The organism is Legionella oakridgensis ATCC 33761 = DSM 21215, from assembly GCF_000512355.1.
GTDB classification, from domain to species: domain Bacteria; phylum Pseudomonadota; class Gammaproteobacteria; order Legionellales; family Legionellaceae; genus Legionella_A; species Legionella_A oakridgensis.
Map to the genome: position 1 here is coordinate 1 of NZ_CP004007.1, position 15,962 is coordinate 15,962.

Sequence of the window (15,962 nt, forward strand, 5' to 3'; positions counted from 1 at the left end):
CTACAAAAAAAATTATAATCTGACTGCAAGAGAAAGCATGATTATTCCACAGATTTTGTGGATAACTTAATCTCTTTCGCTCATCAGCTTAATAAGCCAATCAACTTCACTAGCAGAATTCACTTCAATAATCACTTTTCCCTTACCCTCAGCATTTACTTTTACAGAAACATTTGTTGTAAATTGTTGGGATAAATATGTACTCCACTCTTCACATTTGTCGTGCAGTGCGACAGCAAGAGTCTTGTTATGCCCTTCATTCTCCGTTGACTTCAATCGATTGGCTAAGGCCTCCGTCTCACGCACATTGAGTTGTTTCTCAATGACGGTACATGCAACCTGATACTGCTGCTCTGGCGAAAGTTTCAAAAGCGATCGCGCATGTCCCATATCAATCTTACCTTCGTTCAACATCGCTATTACTCTAGAATCTAAAGATAGTAAGCGAAGCGTATTAGTAACCGAAACTCTAGACCGCCCTATCATTTGTGCTATGTCCTCATGAGTCATTTGAAACTCTTCGCGAAACCGATTCAATGCCAATGCCTCTTCAATCGGATTTAGATTTTCACGTTGAATATTTTCAATCAGTGAAAATGCGAGAGCAACATTATCGTCAATATTTCTAATAATAACAGGCACATAAGTTAATCCTGCTTTTTTTGCTGCTCGCCAACGTCTCTCGCCAGCAATAATCTCATAACGTTCTTCTGCAATCTTTCTAACAATAAGTGGCTGGATGATCCCTTGGACTTTGATGGAGTTTGCGAGCTCGTCTAAAATAGATTCATCAAATTGTTTTCTAGGCTGATATTTGCCAGAATTTAATAACTCAACAGCTAAATGAGTTATCGATTCGCTGCTGGGTATAGATTCTCCATCCTGGAATGAATTGTCTAAGGCTCGAAGCAACTTCAATCCCTTCAATTCTAAATTTGACACGAGTGTCTCTCCTCAATTTTCCCTGCAAACGTCCCACCCTACCTGTAGACGTCGCACCATCAGTTATTTTTCTTATTTTTACTTCCTGAAAACGTCTCACCCTATCCCGTAAACGCCACAGCCATCCCTGCAAACGTCCCTGACCATCCCCGTAAATGTCCCTCAGATTCTCTTACAACCCTTAAGAACATTGACTCATTCGACTTCTAAACAACTAATAAAAAGATCTTAAAAAAATTAAAACACGTTGTGTTTCTATAGTAAATAGAAATTCCACTTTTCTGTTGCATTTTCAACAAATCACAGATAAATTATAAAAAATGTGAAAATCAATTATTTTAATAAAAGGGAAATCATGCTTGATCCTCAAATCATTACGTATGGTACAGATAATCCAGAACAGTTAATGGATAAGTTCTATCAAGCGGGTAACGAAATGTTACTGACATTAAGAAATTTTGTAATTAATCCCGAAAAAAGAAAAAAACCAAGAACTTGGGGAGCAATTGAGGCCGCAAAAATGGTTAAGGTTTCCGACCCTACATTTAGAAAATTATTAGAGTCCTCAGACGATATACCAGGACTAGTAATTGAAGATTCTGAAAATGGCAGAAAAGTTAAAAAATATACATTGGCCGCCATTAATGCACTTAGAGATAAAGCAGAAACACGATATAAAAGACCAAAAGGTTCTAAATGCTTAACCATAGCTGTTTCCAACTTAAAAGGCGGAGTTGGAAAAACTGAAACTACCGTTGATTTAGGAAAAAAGATTGCCATAGAAGGCTTAAAAGTTTTGCTGTTGGACTTCGATGCACAAGGAACAGCAACTTTAATTAGCTCAGGACTAATCCCCGACTTAGAGCTGCGTTATGAAGATACAATAACCAATGTGTTAATTTCAAATCCTAACAACATCAAAAATGTAATACTAAAAACGCATTTTGATGGTCTGGATATCATCCCTGCTAACTTAGCCATACAAGATTGTGATCTTATTTTACCTAATGAAAAAGAAAACAATCACGAGCGTTTGGGTTCTCCTTTCATTCGTTTATCGGAGTCATTAAAGATTATTAAAAATCAATATGATGTTATTTTAATCGATTGCGGCCCTAATCTTGGCTTGCTTACGCTCAATGCAATCATTGCCTGTGATGGAATCATTATACCTATTCCTCCAAGTATGAACGACTACTCAAGTTTTATTATGTACACGGCTACCTTACGCAATATGTTTAAAGAATTACCTTCCAAAAAATTGGAGTATTTGCGAATACTCATTTCCAAGCACAGCGGAAGTAACGAAGCATTACAGATGGAAAATATGATGCGAGAGCAGTTTGGTAGATATATTCTCACAAATCATATGTGCGAAACCGTTGAAGTGGCAAAAGCAGCTAATGAAATTGGAACCATTTATGATGTTTCAAAACCGCGTGGCAGCCGTGAAGCTTACCGCAGAGCTTTGCAACATTTAGATGATGTGAACCTCGAAATTATTAATAACTTTAAAGAAATATGGGAAAAGCAATCTAAAGCATCCTTTGTAAGTGGAGAGTAACATGGATAATAGTAAGCGAAACGTTCATAATTCTGGCCCATTAGGTATGCTAATGAAAAGCGGTCAAGTAAAAAAAATAGAGGCTGCTGATGAGGAAGTTGTTTTAAAACAAGCTGCCCCTAAAACTCCATCTTATTTTAAAACTCAGTCTGGGATTGAATTTGCTGAGCAGGAATTAATTTATGTAAACCCAGAGGAATGCGAACCTTGGAAATACGCAAACCGCCAAGAAAGCGAGTTAGGTGATATTGATGGGCTAATTGATTCTATTAAATCAAACAAACAATTACAGCCTGCTTTAGTGAGAAATCATCCTAATCCTCATGGGAAAATAAAGTATGAGGTAATTTTTGGTCGAAGAAGGCATATTGCTTGTATGCGGCTGGGGATCCCTTTTCTTGTAATCAGAAAAGATATTCCCAATGTACAAGATGCGATTGCATCTCAAGATGCTGAGAACAAATTACGAAATGATGTTAGTAATTATTCCAATGCAATCCTGTATAAACGATTGTTGTCGGATAATGTATTTAAAACCGAAAAAGAACTTTCGGAAAAATTACGTATTTCCTATTCCACATTTAACGAATTGATGGCTTATTCAAAAATTCCAGAAGATATTGTGCGTGCTATTCCAGATATACACGCCCTCTCTAAACAACTTGCTGTAAAGATTGTTCAATTAATTAATAAGTCTAAAGACAACTATAACAAGATGCTTTCTATTGCTAATCAGTTAGGTAGAACAATTACTTCACAGGCTAAATTAGAAAAGATATTTGAAGAGAAGACGTTACAACAAAAAACTGAATCTAAAAGTTCAAGTGATGCAAAGTTTTACACCTCTGTAAATGGAAAAAAACTATTTACCTTTAAGTCAGATTATCGAGGACTTCCATCGATTGTACTGAACAAAGAAATCTCTAGTTTTGTGAAGGTAGAAGATTTGTGCGAACACGTTTCAAATTATTTAGAAAAAATTATAGCAGAATCCGAGTACTCGGATTAAGAGTGAATCCGAGTACTCGGATTGCTTGTTAGGTGGCATGGAGAAACGTATGGGAAGCGTGGCAATAAATAATAAGAATCTTGAGCTAAAAAAACATGTTAATGCAATACATTGCTCTAATAATCTGTCATTGGTGCAGCGGAAGCTGTTTAATGCGTTACTCTTTAATGCTTATCCAGATCTTCCCTACAAACAACAATTTGAAATCAAAGGAAAAGATTTATATCAACTGATTGGCTACAATAGCAAAGATACTGCAAAGCTAAAAGAAGCCTTGATTGGATTAATTACAATCGCTATTGAATGGAACGTTATTGATTGCTCCACAGGACAAGAAAAAAAATGGAAGGCGAGTTCCATATTGGCATCTGCCGAACTTTCAAACGGCGTTTGCATTTATGAATACAGCCATGTAATGAAAGACCTTATGTATCAACCTGAGATTTATGGTCAAATAAACATGGAGCTGATTTCAAAATTCAAATCAGGCTATGGTTTGGCGCTTTATGAGAACTGTATTCGCTACAAAGGGCTTGCGCAAACACCCTGGTTTCCACTAGATATATTTAGAAAGTTAATGGGTGTGTTTGATGGGAAATATCAAGTATTTAAAGACTTTAAGAAAAGAGTTTTGGATGTTGGGGTGAATGAGGTAAATACAGTATCGCCCATTCGCATTTTTCCTGAAATAGAACGAGTTAATCAAAAAGTCACGAGAATACGATTCAAGTTAGAAAAAAATGTTGATGAATCCCCTATTCCCCTAAATAACTTATCGATAGACGAAGAATTAAAACAACTTCTGATTAATACATTTGGGTTTTCAACTCAAATGATTGATGAGGCATATGCAAAATATGATAACGACTATATACGAGAGAAAGTGGAGATCATCACTCAATCAGAAAGTTTTATTGCGGGGAAGATTAGAGGCCTCGCTGGATATTTGATTGAAGCACTCAAAAAAGATTATAAGCATAGTAAATCAAGCAAAGCATTAATCAATGAGCGCCGCAAGATCTCAGAAGCGAAGGAAAAAGAAAAGAAAGAAAAACAAGAAGTCCAAACTGAACGTTACAGGCAATATGTTAATAAAAAGATAAATAACTACCTTACAAATTTAACAGAAGATCAAAAAAGCGACTTAATTAGTGAATTTGAGAATTATATAAAAACTCAAAGTAGTATTCTCAAGAATTGGTATCAAAAACATAGGTTAGAGCACCCTGCAACCAAAGGATGTTTTCATAGTTTCATAAGAGAGAATAAACAAAGTGCAGTGGGAAACATTATATCTATGGAAGATTATATTGAATTAATTGAATAGGCTTACAAATAAGATCAATTTTAAAGATGGGACATTTGCGGGGCATTAGTTAAATGTAGGGTGGGACATTTGCAGGAAGCTTAACATCAAAAATAAGAGGTATTTTAATAAATGTTGAAGTTTAGCGATGATCAAATTAAGAAGTATGGAAAGAGTAGTATCACTGGTACTGGATTTCTTGCATTTAGAGATGTTGAAGAATTTGCTGCAAAATATGATACAAGTCTGGATTATGTTTTAGACTTGGGCTGTGGTTCTGGTAGATCAACTAATTTTCTAAGTACTTTTTGTAAAAAAATAAATGGATGCGATATAGATCAAAATGCATTAAACAATGCGAAAAATAGTAGCCTCAAAGATAATTCGATGTATTTTGAAAACACGTCTGAAAACACTTCGTACCCATATGGTAAATATACTGCTATCTTTTCAATTTTAATGTTTTTTCACTTATCTACTGAAGAGGAAATAAAAACAGAGCTGGAGAAATGTTTTAATTCTTTAGAAAAAAATGGGAATGTAATTATTATAAGCGGCACTAAAAATCTTTATACTCGAAATTACTTAACCGTTAAAGGAATTGGAAAGGCTCCTTCCTTGGATGGTGATCTTGCTAAAATAAAGCTACTAGTTATAGATTGTGAAATTAATGATTATTATTGGAGTGAAAATTTTATTATTCACCTTGCAGAACAAATAGGGTTTAAGCATTTAGGGACACATTTAGCATTCGGCAGTGAAAAAGACGGTATAAATTATATCGATGAATACAATTTTGCTCCTTATTACTACATAGCCTTAAGAAAAAATGCATAAATATAAGTTAAATATCGATTTTGTAAATAATAATTTACTGTATAGTCCCATAGATGGTGGTCATAAAAAGCCATCAACATTGGACTACGAAGATGTTATAGATAATCCTGATTTTATGAATAATTTTTCTGGAAAAGATGGATATCTTATTGGAACAATTTTCGCATCTAAAACTTTAAATAAGCTAAGCCTGGCAAACGCATTACCAAGATATAAGTACCTTGTTTTAATAGCGATTTTATTCGTTACCATAATTTTATTAAGCAACGTACTTTCGACAAAGTTAATAAGCATCGGCGGATTCACAATAACTGGAGCGATGCTTTTATATCCATTCAGTTACATATTTGATTATATAATAACGGATATTTATGGGTATCAAAATGCCAGAAGAATATTACTGTCTTGCATGGCTGCATTAGTATTATTTGATATTTGCATCTATTTGGTGATTATCCTTCCGCCATCGCCATTTTGGAAATTTCAACATGATTTTGAAACTGTATTTTCAAGAATGCTTAGAACGTACGTTGCCTCAACTATTGCATTTTCAGTTTCCTTTTTCATCTCGTCATTTATTTTTCAGAAATTAAAAATAAAGAATAATGGGAGGTCATTATTTAAACGAATATTCCAATCTCTCCTTATCTCAGAAATAACGGATACAACACTATTCTGTTTCCTGTCGTTTTATGGAATATGGCCTATGGAATACATGATGAAATTTATTTTGGTGTCCTATTTTACTAAAATTACATATGAAATAGTTGTGTATTCGATTATTACAAAACCTTTAATCACTGTTATCAAAAGAGAAGAAAAAAGCGATATTATCGATTGGAATACAGATTTTTCGCCTATCAAGTGGGAAATAAATTATGATGAATCGAATAATGTATATTCTAAGCAGGATGTGAATGGAGCGACTGGCTGAGAGAGTTGATAAGATTAGATAGGGTGCCTAAATTAAATTTTTCTAGAATAGAAACCACAGTATTTTTGTCTTTAATATATTTAGTTTCTATATTTATAACTTTGCCGACCATCGAGGCATTTTTTACGTCTATTTTTAATAGTAGGTTATCAATTGGCTTAATAAAACCTTGATGCATGGTGCCAACCATATATTTTTTATTAAATAAGAAAAGAACTGTATCTCCATCTTGATATGTTGATAATGAATCTACCGAAGCAACAACAATGCTTTCATTGTTCAATATTTTACAATCAAAATTTCTATCAACTTTGAAGCCAATTGTATTTTTCTTCCAATCGTTATCATTTTCAATAAAACCTAATACTTTGGTTTGATCGGGCTCCGTTAAATTGCTTGTACTAATTACAGCAATATAATTTGATTCTTTGATATCTTCTGCCGAAATATCAATAAAGTCTTCAATTTTATTCCCTAATGCTTCGGCTATTGCTATAGCCTGATACAAAGAAGGGCATACCTGGCCGTTTTTAATTCTATTAATGGCTGACTGGCTGATCTCTGTTGTTTTACTTAATTCAGTTTCACTAACGGCGCGAGTTGCCATCAACTGGCGCATATTTGATGAAAATCGATGTTTCAACTGTTCTTCAGAAATAATTGGCATAAGCGTATATATTACCCTTTACAGGGTACCCGATAAAGGGTAATATGGTTAAATAATACTTTTAGTTTACATCAATTTTCTAAGCATTGGCTATTTATAGATAAATTTTATAGATAACCATAAAGAAAAAAGCACCATTTTTTCATGGAGTTGAAATTGGAATCAAATAACGATTACAAAAAAGTCTTTATCACAATACAGATCTCCGAGGAATCAAATAAATTTCTTTCGGAGTCTGCAAAAAGATCAAATAGAAAGAAAGTGCAGGAAGCCAAAATACGTTTGGAAGATCACCTCAATAGATACCGCTCAATATCCGAATTAAATGCCGCTGTCCCCCAGTTTAATAATGAAAATAAAAAGCAGTTGGAGAAGAACGATGAATGATTCGTATGGTAATGCCGATTTTGTGAGCATTAAAAAAACATCAATTTATCCGCGTAATGACGATGAAAATAATGAAGCAAGTAAGAGTTATCTCCTAAATTTGGTCGCATTAGCTAATGCAAGGATGGCTTACAAAATTGACGGATATTTAGCACATGCTGTGTCTGACACTAAAGGTTTAGAAGTAGGTGATAAAGATTGTGTTGCAAATGGATGTAAGTAATTGGAACTAACGAGAGGAAGAGAAATGAAGATTTTGAAAAAAATAATAACAATTTCAAAGCAGTTATCTACTGTTGCGGCGGTGACTTTACTTTCAAAAAGTGCTTTTGCTAATGATTTGCTTGCCAAAGCGCTAGAAGGCGATGTCAAAGATTCGCTAGGAAGCGGCTCGATGTTTTGGAAAGTTTTTATTCTGGTGGACATCATTTTAGCAACGGCCATGGCTGTAAAAAGCAAAAATCCTATGGTGTTTGTTGGCGTGACCGCTGTTGCATTTATTCCTGCGTTCTTACTGAAAACCTTTGTTTTTTGAGAGAGGAAGATGATGAGCAACATGAGCTATCAATTCTTAAACCATATCGATGCACCCAAAAGGGTCTTAACGTTAACCATGGATGAGCTGGTGGTGGCAGGGCTTGGTTTTATGTTGCTTATCACCTCCAATCAAAAAGTACTGGTATCGGTGTTTGGATTGGGTTTGTTAAGTGGGTTGCGGTATTTGAAGAAAGGGGAGGGACCCAAAGCCCTTTTAGTGCTGGCTTATTGGTATTTACCCAGTTATATCACCCAATTTTTCTTGCCCAAATTACCTTTATCACACCACCGTGTGTACGTGGCTTAAGGAGAGAACATGGATTTTAAAAGTTATCAAAGCCGCTTAAGTCAACTGTCTGCGCGGTTTAATCTGATGGTGGTTTTAGTGTTTGGCCTTTTGGTGTCTAACGTCTTGTTGTCTTGTTTTCTTTTTAAAGCATGGAATCATCACACCATCGAGGTAACTCCCTTTAGTGGCGCGCCTTCCTATTTGAAAACAGCATCCAGTGTCGATGGCCATTACCTAAGTCTCATGGCAGAGAATTTTATTAATGAACGTTTAAACGTCACGCCAGAAACAGTGGATGCAAACCATCAACGCCTGCTTTCCTACGTGAATCATCAAAACTACACCAAGATGCTACGGCTTTTAACCAATGAGGCTAAGGTCATCAAAGCTAAAAAAATGTCGTCCATTTTTTATATCGACAAAAATAAAGCCAATCCGCATGAGCTGACTGTCATTGTTTCAGGCATTTTGAAACGGTTCGTAGGGCTTCAAGCATTAAATGATGAGCGTAAGACCTATGTTTTGCAATTCCAATACAAAGACAGCCGTCTGTCCATAGTTCAGTTTTCGCTTTTAAAGGAGGAAGAAGATGCGTAAACCATTAATCATCGCCCTCACGTTTCTATCAACGGTTGCAGTAGGCGCCAACAGCATCCCCGTGAAAGACAACAGTGATATTGCGTTAACCTTAAGTCAGGGGAATTACAACCGCCTGGTGGTCAAAAACGATAAAATCATGGAAGCGGTGTTTCCTCCCAACGCCATGGCGATAAAACGTGATGAACAGGATGGTTCAGTGTATGTGATGTTGTTGGCTGCTAATCCTTTTACCTTGTTTTTAACCACAGAAGCAGGCCGCCATTTTTCAGTGACATTAAATGGTGAAGAGTCCTTAGGTAAGACCATTGAGCTGGTTCCTTCGCAGCCTGTTATTACAAAAACAGTAGCTAATACTACAAAAACAAATCCAAAAACAATCGCACAAGAAGCCGTACCCGAAGCCATTCTTGCCATGCTCACGCACATGGAGCAACAAAAACCGTTTGCTGATGTAAGCGTGAAACGTCAATGGGGCAGGGTGGAACGTTGGTCAAAAGGCTTAACGCTTTTACCCAAAGAATCCTGGGACGGCAAGCTGTTAAAAGGTGAGACTATCGAACTATACAATGGTGGCAAGGAACCTTTGGAACTCTCGCAAGAATGGTTTGCTAAAGAGGGAACTCTGGCAATTAAATTTTCTAAACCATCGATTGCACCAGGTGAAAAAGCCATGCTGTACCGCGTTCAGGGAGTAAGTCATGGCTAACTGGCAATGGAATAAAATGGTTAAAGGGTGTCAGGTTCGGACTTTGATTGTGGCTGGAAGTTGTCTGTTTTTTCTTGTTGCCATGATGATTGTGCTATTAGCCGATGGTCGCCCAAAAAAGAATCTTGCGGCTAAAAAATCTGTGGATTTAACAGGAATTGTTGAGGAATCGTTTACTGATGCGGTGGCAGACAGTGCCTTAACCTCTCAACAAACAGAACTGGAATCATTAAGAAAACAAATTGGTGAACTGACCCTTAACATTAAATCAATGGGGGAAGCGCATCAAAAAGAGTTGCAGGCGCAAAAAGAAGAGATTACATCTAAAGTACAAGAGTTGGTTTTAGCTAATCAAGAAAAGCAAATCAGTACAGAACAGCAAAATAACCCTTCCGAATTAAAAGAAGTACAAAACCCACAGCTGTGGCATAACCCCAACACCTATGCCATGAATAACATAATAAATGGCGCTACGGTCCTATCTGATGCAAGTCCTCGCATTAACACAGTATCGTTTCGACCTAAGCGGCGCATGATAAAAACGCATCACAATTTTTATCTTAACCCTGTCCATTATGTACCTTCCAACACGTCTGTACGGGCAGTTATTTTAGGTGGGGCTGACGCGGATGCTTCAGTCAATGGACAATCGAAAAACAATGGCGTGATGCTCTTTAAGTTCTTGGAAGACGGCACATTGCCTAATGGTCAGCGCTCACGCTTGAGAGGGTGTCGCGTCAGTGCCAATTCGTATGGGGATATTTCCAGCGAACGTGCTTATGGAACGCTTTATCGCCTATCGTGCGCTCATCCAGGTGAGCCGATTATTGATAAGGAAGTAACCGGCTGGGTGTTTTTCAATGGCAAGGTGGGTATTAAAGGTAAGCCCTTGATGCGTGACAACAAAGTAATGACCTGGGCTGGGGTAAGTGGTGCGTTATCTGGGATTGCGTCAGCTGCCCAATACGCCCAAAGCGTACAAGCCATTGGACCATATGGTGCAACCTCCGTTGTGCCAAGTAGTCAAATCGCACCTTTTGCTGCCTATGGCGGTGCTTCCAAAGCAGCTGATACCTTATCTCAGTACTATGTCAAACGAGCAGAACAATACCATCCGGTGATTCAAGTAGGTTCTGGCAATGTGGTGACTATTGTCTTTAAAGATGGTTTTTACCTGGAGCCTGACGAAGACAAGAGCCAACATGCGATGCAGAAGCTCAAAGCACAACAAGAAACTCATGAACTGATAGCAAGCCAGGAGGATAACCAGAATCCTGAGATGAACTTTTCTGTGCCTCCCGAGGTCTTGGGGAAAATTGACCAGGTGAATACCTTAAGCCGCAATGAAACAGGAGGTTTACGATGAAACGCCCTATGTTTTGCTTAATGCCTTTGATGGCAGTCCTTTTAACGGGTTGTGGCACGATGAATTCCAATTTCAGCTGTAATGCCACAGCGGGGGACAGTTGTTTGACGATTGAACAGGTCGATGCCATGACCCGCTTCGCTGATGATGTAAAGCCAACGCAATCAAGACGCGGTGTAATGAAAGCAGAAAATACCTTCCCAAGTAAAACGGGGAAAATTATCAAACAAAATAATGGCCAGTCGGTATGGGTTGCAAAAAAAGTGGAGGGGCAATCATGGGCTTAAATTTGGCGGACTTTCGTGATAAAGCACGCGATTTATTACATCGCGCAGCTACCCTACTTGGGGAAACATCAGGCATTAAACCCGCTTCACTTCATGCACATGATAAAGCGCATGAGTCGTGTGCTCTCGACTTGCCATCGATTAAAGCCATTCTACCCTATGAAACGGCGAATGAAGCAGGTTTTTTTGTTAATCGCAACTCGATGGGATTTGGCTTAATGCTCATGCCTATGTCGGGCGCTGATGAGTCCTTAATGAACAGCCTGTCGCAACTGTTTAAGAATAAGTTAACTGTAGGGACTGATTGCACGGTGCTGTTGTATAAACACCCATGGCTTGGAACCTCACTTTCACAAAACTATGAACCCATTTTAAAACAAGGCGGGATTTATGCCGAGCTTGCACGTCAGAGCCTTAAATACCACTTAAATGCCATTAAAAAAGGGTATAAAAATGGCCGTAATGTTCCGGCGGGATTGGGTGATTATTGTTGTTATCTTTTTGTTTCAAGACCGATACAATCTGATGTGGAAGGGCAGCTTCATCTGTTACAAGCTGACTTTGAGTCTGAATTAAAGGTTGCAGGTTTTGGGTTTAAGCGGTGTGAGGAAGGGGATTTTAAGGTATTGATGCGTGTATTAATCTCTCCTGACTTCAATGAGTTGTCCTGGCCGGCCATTCATGAATCAGATGGATTTATTGCAGAATCGATACCTTGTCCATCCACCGTGATTGAAATTGAGGATGAGGCTATCGGGGTATCGATTGTTGACTCTAAAGCGCAAACGCGGCGAACACGACTCGTTAATTGTGAGCTAAGTGCTTATCCGAGCCAGCCTTTTGCACTGTGGCAAACACCGGATTTATTTGCCAATCTGCTTGATACCGAGCAGGGGATCCAATGTCCTTTTTTAATTTCATTTACAATTCGAGGAGTGAATCAGGAAAAGGTGAAGGCAAGAGCGAAGGCTCGCGCCAAGTCGTTGAGCGCCAACAACAATGCGGTGCAAGGCTTTATTAACCCATCCATTCGTGAGGAAACCGCTGAATGGCAGTTTGTGCACGATCATGCATCCAAAGGCGAATTGCATCTCTTGCCAACCTTTTACAACGTGGTGCTCTATACCAGTGAAGAAAAAGAGCGTGAGCATGTCGCCAAAGCGATTGCAAGTTTTAGACAAATGGGCTTTACCCTCACTCAAAGCCGTTGTAAACAATGGTTAAGATTTTTAGGTAGTCTTCCTTTCATGCTTACTGAAGGGCTTTTTTCAAGTCTCGATCTGTTAGGTATGACCAAAAAATTAAGTCATGCCAATGTCGCAAATCTTTTGCCTGTCGTTGCTGATTTTAAAGGAGCAAGACAGGGACTCATTGTGCCTACTTATCGTCATCAACTGTTTTATTTAAATACCTTTGATGACAGGGTATTGCCGATTACCAACTTTAATCGACTCACAGTGGCTTCTACAGGAGCTGGAAAATCCTTCTTTGAGCAGGCCCAAATTTTAGATGGTTTATCGCGAGGTCAGCAGATTTTCGTCATTGATTTAGGCGGCTCCTACAAACATTTATGTGAGATGGTGGGTGGCAGCTACATTGATGCGTCCACGCTGGCGCTTAACCCATTCACCCTGTTTGATTTTGATGGGGTTACGGAAATTAAAGGTGAGCAGGTCAATGATTACATTCAAATCAGGGATTTGTTGGCGATTATGGCAAGCCCCTCAGAGGCTTTAGGGGAGGTACAGAAGTCCTGGCTGCTGGATGCCGTGACTGAATGTTGGAAAGCGCGAGGCAGGCAGGCCAAAATGGATGATGTGTTGATCGCCCTTCAGGGGATGTTAGAAAGACAAGAGTCTCAAGGTGACCAAAGACTTAAGGATTTACTGATATTGCTTGGTAAATATGGAAGCCAAGGCATTTATGGTCATCTCTTTAACAGCGATACCCCACTGCTCAATGGTTCCAATTTGGTGGTTCTTGAAATGGGTGAGCTGGAATCCAATCCTGAGCTTCTGACCATTGTGATGTTTGTCATGATTGTGATTATTCAGGGGCAATTCTATCACTCGGACAGAAAGCGTGAAAAACGCTGCGTCATTGATGAAGCCTGGCGGTTTTTGGCTCGTGGATCGAATCCTGTGTGTGCCAGCTTTATCGAGCAGGGCTTTCGTACTGCAAGAAAGCATATGGGCGGGTTTGCGGTCATTACACAGAATCTTGTTGATACTATGAACACCATTCAGGGGCGCGCGATTGCGGCAAGCTCTGATACTAAAATTATTATGCGTCAGGGTTCGTTTAAGCAATACATTGAAGAACATCCGCGTCTCTTTAATCCCCTGGAAGTAAAAGTCATTGAGTCCTTTGGTGAGGCGAAAACGCAAGGATTTTCCAATCTGATGATTCAGTTTGGTAATGTCACTACTTTTCATCGTTATTTTTGCGATCCGTTTTCCCGTGTGCTGTTTTCCACCTCAGGTGAAGAGGTGAGTCTCATTGAATCGTTAACCAATCAAGGGGTCAACTTAAGTGATGCGATACAACGCGTTGCAAACAATTACTATGGGGAGGAGTTATGCGATTAACTCCTCTTATTATGGGTTGTGTGTTAGCTGTTTTTGGCGCGTTCACTGTTTTTTATGGTGTGGCAACTCAAAAATCGATTGTCATTTTTGATAAAGAGGAAGTTCTGAGCCAATTCATTCGCCAATTGGCCGAAGTAAAAGCGACCGAATCTCAGGTGGATCAGTCTACCAGAAGATTTAATTCCGTACTTAATAAGGTGCTGGTAGAGCTTGCAAAGCAAAAGAAGGCCATCATTTTAAGGAAAAATGATGTTCTTGCTGGCGGTATTGATATCACCGATGAAGTGCGAATGAAGTTAAGCCAAGCCATGAGGAACAAATCGTGAACATTTTTTGCTGCTTGATTCTTCTTATGATTTCAATGGGGCAGGTTTACGCCAAATCTTTTGGTGTAGTAGGTGAAGTGTTTCCTATTACTGAAAAGAGCTTTTTAAAGCTGATTGAAGAACGGTTGGCGGCTTTAAAGGCCAGTGGAGAACTGGATGCAATAAATCAGCACTGGGTTCAAACGGCAGCTCTGCATGCGAACAGACCAACGGCATTAGAGCTTCCGCGCGCTAGCCATTCAATAAAGCATCGCTTTGTTCCTGCAATTACTTTAGGTCAGGATATCAGAGATGAGCGAGGTCGAGTTTTGTTTGCCCGCGGCACGTCTGTGAATGCATTGGCGCAAATGCTTTCTTATAAACCTTGTTGGTTGTTTTTTAATGCCGATGATGAAGCTCAGTTGAATTGGGCAGAGCATCAAAAAGCTCACTGCATAAACCCTAAATTGATTCTGACTGGCGGTGCCGTCAATAAAGCTGAAAAAAGGTTGAACTCGGTGATTTATTTCGATCAGGCAGGGCGTATCACAAGCAAACTGCATATTGCCCATGTGCCGGCAAAAGTGACACGCCACCAAAATCATTTGGTTATTCAAGAACAAGCGATTAAGGAGAATGGTGATGTACTTTAAAATCCTTCTTTTAACAACTCTTGTTCTTATTTCCGCAGTACTTAATGCCAAGCAATGTACAGGACATTTTGTGAACCCAGTGACTGATGTATGCTGGCATTGCTTATTTCCTTTATCCATAGGCAATACCAAGGTAGTTAATTCTTCACTTCCAGACACTGAAAACGCATCTAGTCCTATAGGTGTTTGTCCCGCAAGTACTGGTGTGCGAATCGGTTTGAATATTGGATTTTGGGAGCCAATGGCGCTTACTGATGTGACGGATACACCGTATTGCCTCGTGAATCTTGGAGGCACTAAATTAAATCTAGGATTAAAGCAGGGCAGAGGTGGCCGTCATGTGGTGGGCAATGGCCAACAACGCGCATTTTTCCATGTGCACTGGTACAAATACCCGCTTATTAATTGGTTGAATCTCATTACCTCAGTAGGTTGCCTGCAAAAAGGTGATTTTGACGTTGCTTACCTGACCGAACTGGATCCGACCTGGCAGGATTCGGAGATGAGCTTTGTGTTAAGTCCTGAGTCAGTTTTGTTTGGCAATCCCGTAGCTGCAAGTGCGTGTGCTGCCGATGCACTGTCCTCCACGTTTACCAATAAACCACTGGATAGTCTTTTTTGGTGTGCGGGCAGCCAGGGAACTCATTATCCGATGACTGGACACGTTAATGCATCGGTTTCACCCGTGCAAACCGCGCTGCTTCTCACTGAGCGCATGAATTACAAAATGCACCGTGAGTTTTTAGTTTCTGACTCAAGCCCAAAATCTGGGGCAATTTGTAAAGAGCATTATTACACCGTAACCCCTAAATCACGTTATCGCTATGAGATGGTGAATCAGATGGCTGATGGCAAGAATTGTTATCCATCGGGTCACAGTGCGCTGACCTGGGAAGCCGGAAAAATTAAGCCGCATACCCCTGATCAATATGGGTTTTTAGTGTGGCGAAAACGTCACTGTACGTTTCTTTAAACGGGAGTTCAC

The 15,962-nt window shown here is 39.1% G+C and carries 19 protein-coding genes; 17 read left to right on the forward strand and 2 right to left on the reverse strand.

Features of this window, described 5'->3' with window-relative positions; all coding sequences use genetic code 11:
- Window positions 1–66: 66 nt before the first annotated feature.
- A complete protein-coding gene (locus tag LOA_RS13230) occupies window positions 67–942 on the reverse strand; it encodes a ParB/RepB/Spo0J family partition protein (RefSeq protein ID WP_025386754.1) in 876 nt (291 codons plus the stop codon).
- 355 nt (window positions 943–1,297) lie between these two features.
- Here LOA_RS13230 and LOA_RS13235 point away from each other — a divergent pair, with 355 nt between their 5' ends.
- The 5 genes from LOA_RS13235 (at window position 1,298) to LOA_RS13255 (ending at window position 6,592) form a co-directional block, all read left to right on the forward strand.
- Window positions 1,298–2,506 carry an AAA family ATPase gene (locus LOA_RS13235; protein ID WP_042239575.1) on the forward strand — a complete coding sequence of 403 codons (1,209 nt, stop codon included), beginning with the start codon at window positions 1,298–1,300 and terminating at the stop codon, window positions 2,504–2,506.
- Between the two features lies 1 nt (window position 2,507).
- On the forward strand, window positions 2,508–3,515 hold the full coding sequence (locus LOA_RS13240) for a ParB/RepB/Spo0J family partition protein (protein ID WP_025386755.1): 1,008 nt from the start codon (window positions 2,508–2,510) through the stop codon (window positions 3,513–3,515).
- 49 nt (window positions 3,516–3,564) lie between these two features.
- Window positions 3,565–4,842 carry a replication initiation protein gene (locus tag LOA_RS13245; protein ID WP_025386756.1) on the forward strand — a complete coding sequence of 426 codons (1,278 nt, stop codon included), beginning with the start codon at window positions 3,565–3,567 and terminating at the stop codon, window positions 4,840–4,842.
- A 111-nt stretch (window positions 4,843–4,953) separates the two neighbouring features.
- Entirely contained in the window at window positions 4,954–5,658 is a 705-nt protein-coding gene (locus LOA_RS13250; RefSeq protein WP_025386757.1) for a class I SAM-dependent methyltransferase, read from the forward strand.
- Entirely contained in the window at window positions 5,651–6,592 is a 942-nt protein-coding gene (locus tag LOA_RS13255) for a queuosine precursor transporter (protein WP_025386758.1), read from the forward strand. The genes LOA_RS13250 and LOA_RS13255 overlap by 8 nt, the downstream gene beginning before the upstream one ends.
- Here LOA_RS13255 and LOA_RS13260 read toward each other — a convergent pair.
- Complete coding sequence (locus LOA_RS13260) at window positions 6,561–7,259, reverse strand: helix-turn-helix domain-containing protein (RefSeq protein ID WP_025386759.1); 699 nt, start codon at window positions 7,257–7,259, stop codon at window positions 6,561–6,563. The genes LOA_RS13255 and LOA_RS13260 overlap by 32 nt on opposite strands.
- Window positions 7,260–7,415: 156 nt before the next feature.
- Here LOA_RS13260 and LOA_RS13265 point away from each other — a divergent pair, with 156 nt between their 5' ends.
- From LOA_RS13265 to traU, 12 genes are read left to right on the forward strand one after another with little or no spacing between them, the layout of a single operon-like run.
- Window positions 7,416–7,646 (forward strand): TraY domain-containing protein, encoded by a 231-nt coding sequence (locus LOA_RS13265; protein ID WP_238551394.1) that lies wholly within the window; start codon window positions 7,416–7,418, stop codon window positions 7,644–7,646.
- On the forward strand, window positions 7,639–7,869 hold the full coding sequence (locus LOA_RS13270) for a hypothetical protein (RefSeq protein ID WP_025386761.1): 231 nt from the start codon (window positions 7,639–7,641) through the stop codon (window positions 7,867–7,869). Before LOA_RS13265 ends, LOA_RS13270 begins: the two co-directional genes overlap by 8 nt.
- Window positions 7,870–7,893: 24 nt before the next feature.
- Entirely contained in the window at window positions 7,894–8,181 is a 288-nt protein-coding gene (locus LOA_RS13275; RefSeq protein WP_025386762.1) for a hypothetical protein, read from the forward strand.
- A 21-nt stretch (window positions 8,182–8,202) separates the two neighbouring features.
- Window positions 8,203–8,490, forward strand: a complete 288-nt coding sequence (gene traL, locus LOA_RS13280) for a type IV conjugative transfer system protein TraL (RefSeq protein WP_238551395.1) — start codon at window positions 8,203–8,205, stop codon at window positions 8,488–8,490.
- A 9-nt stretch (window positions 8,491–8,499) separates the two neighbouring features.
- On the forward strand, window positions 8,500–9,069 hold the full coding sequence (gene traE, locus LOA_RS13285) for a type IV conjugative transfer system protein TraE (RefSeq protein ID WP_025386764.1): 570 nt from the start codon (window positions 8,500–8,502) through the stop codon (window positions 9,067–9,069).
- The gene (gene traK / locus LOA_RS13290; RefSeq protein ID WP_025386765.1) at window positions 9,062–9,778 is read left to right on the forward strand and encodes a type-F conjugative transfer system secretin TraK; all 717 of its coding nucleotides are present in this window, start codon (window positions 9,062–9,064) and stop codon (window positions 9,776–9,778) included. The genes traE and traK overlap by 8 nt, the downstream gene beginning before the upstream one ends.
- Complete coding sequence (locus tag LOA_RS13295) at window positions 9,771–11,144, forward strand: TraB/TrbI/VirB10 family type IV secretion system protein (protein ID WP_025386766.1); 1,374 nt, start codon at window positions 9,771–9,773, stop codon at window positions 11,142–11,144. Before traK ends, LOA_RS13295 begins: the two co-directional genes overlap by 8 nt.
- Window positions 11,141–11,431 carry a TraV family lipoprotein gene (locus LOA_RS13300; RefSeq protein WP_025386767.1) on the forward strand — a complete coding sequence of 97 codons (291 nt, stop codon included), beginning with the start codon at window positions 11,141–11,143 and terminating at the stop codon, window positions 11,429–11,431. The genes LOA_RS13295 and LOA_RS13300 overlap by 4 nt, the downstream gene beginning before the upstream one ends.
- Window positions 11,422–14,019: a type IV secretion system protein TraC gene (gene traC, locus LOA_RS13305; RefSeq protein ID WP_025386768.1), complete on the forward strand. Its 2,598-nt coding sequence runs from the start codon at window positions 11,422–11,424 to the stop codon at window positions 14,017–14,019. Before LOA_RS13300 ends, traC begins: the two co-directional genes overlap by 10 nt.
- A complete protein-coding gene (gene trbI, locus LOA_RS13310) occupies window positions 14,010–14,345 on the forward strand; it encodes a type-F conjugative transfer system protein TrbI (protein WP_025386769.1) in 336 nt (111 codons plus the stop codon). The genes traC and trbI overlap by 10 nt, the downstream gene beginning before the upstream one ends.
- Window positions 14,342–14,977, forward strand: a complete 636-nt coding sequence (gene traW, locus LOA_RS13315) for a type-F conjugative transfer system protein TraW (RefSeq protein WP_025386770.1) — start codon at window positions 14,342–14,344, stop codon at window positions 14,975–14,977. Before trbI ends, traW begins: the two co-directional genes overlap by 4 nt.
- Complete coding sequence (traU, locus tag LOA_RS13320; RefSeq protein WP_025386771.1) at window positions 14,967–15,950, forward strand: conjugal transfer pilus assembly protein TraU; 984 nt, start codon at window positions 14,967–14,969, stop codon at window positions 15,948–15,950. The genes traW and traU overlap by 11 nt, the downstream gene beginning before the upstream one ends.
- The last annotated feature ends 12 nt before the right edge of the window (window positions 15,951–15,962 follow it).

What these genes read in the sequence shown, in the direction of transcription:
- LOA_RS13235 (WP_042239575.1), top strand. Translation starts at nt 1,298, where the DNA reads ATGCTTGATCCTCAAATCATTACGTATGGTACAGATAATCCAGAACAG.
- LOA_RS13240 (WP_025386755.1), top strand. Translation starts at nt 2,508, where the DNA reads ATGGATAATAGTAAGCGAAACGTTCATAATTCTGGCCCATTAGGTATG.
- LOA_RS13245 (WP_025386756.1), top strand. Translation starts at nt 3,565, where the DNA reads ATGGGAAGCGTGGCAATAAATAATAAGAATCTTGAGCTAAAAAAACAT.
- LOA_RS13250 (WP_025386757.1), top strand. Translation starts at nt 4,954, where the DNA reads ATGTTGAAGTTTAGCGATGATCAAATTAAGAAGTATGGAAAGAGTAGT.
- LOA_RS13255 (WP_025386758.1), top strand. Translation starts at nt 5,651, where the DNA reads ATGCATAAATATAAGTTAAATATCGATTTTGTAAATAATAATTTACTG.
- LOA_RS13260 (WP_025386759.1), bottom strand. Translation starts at nt 7,259, where the DNA reads ATGCCAATTATTTCTGAAGAACAGTTGAAACATCGATTTTCATCAAAT.
- LOA_RS13270 (WP_025386761.1), top strand. Translation starts at nt 7,639, where the DNA reads ATGAATGATTCGTATGGTAATGCCGATTTTGTGAGCATTAAAAAAACA.
- LOA_RS13275 (WP_025386762.1), top strand. Translation starts at nt 7,894, where the DNA reads ATGAAGATTTTGAAAAAAATAATAACAATTTCAAAGCAGTTATCTACT.
- traL (WP_238551395.1), top strand. Translation starts at nt 8,203, where the DNA reads ATGAGCTATCAATTCTTAAACCATATCGATGCACCCAAAAGGGTCTTA.
- traE (WP_025386764.1), top strand. Translation starts at nt 8,500, where the DNA reads ATGGATTTTAAAAGTTATCAAAGCCGCTTAAGTCAACTGTCTGCGCGG.
- traK (WP_025386765.1), top strand. Translation starts at nt 9,062, where the DNA reads ATGCGTAAACCATTAATCATCGCCCTCACGTTTCTATCAACGGTTGCA.
- LOA_RS13295 (WP_025386766.1), top strand. Translation starts at nt 9,771, where the DNA reads ATGGCTAACTGGCAATGGAATAAAATGGTTAAAGGGTGTCAGGTTCGG.
- LOA_RS13300 (WP_025386767.1), top strand. Translation starts at nt 11,141, where the DNA reads ATGAAACGCCCTATGTTTTGCTTAATGCCTTTGATGGCAGTCCTTTTA.
- traC (WP_025386768.1), top strand. Translation starts at nt 11,422, where the DNA reads ATGGGCTTAAATTTGGCGGACTTTCGTGATAAAGCACGCGATTTATTA.
- trbI (WP_025386769.1), top strand. Translation starts at nt 14,010, where the DNA reads ATGCGATTAACTCCTCTTATTATGGGTTGTGTGTTAGCTGTTTTTGGC.
- traU (WP_025386771.1), top strand. Translation starts at nt 14,967, where the DNA reads ATGTACTTTAAAATCCTTCTTTTAACAACTCTTGTTCTTATTTCCGCA.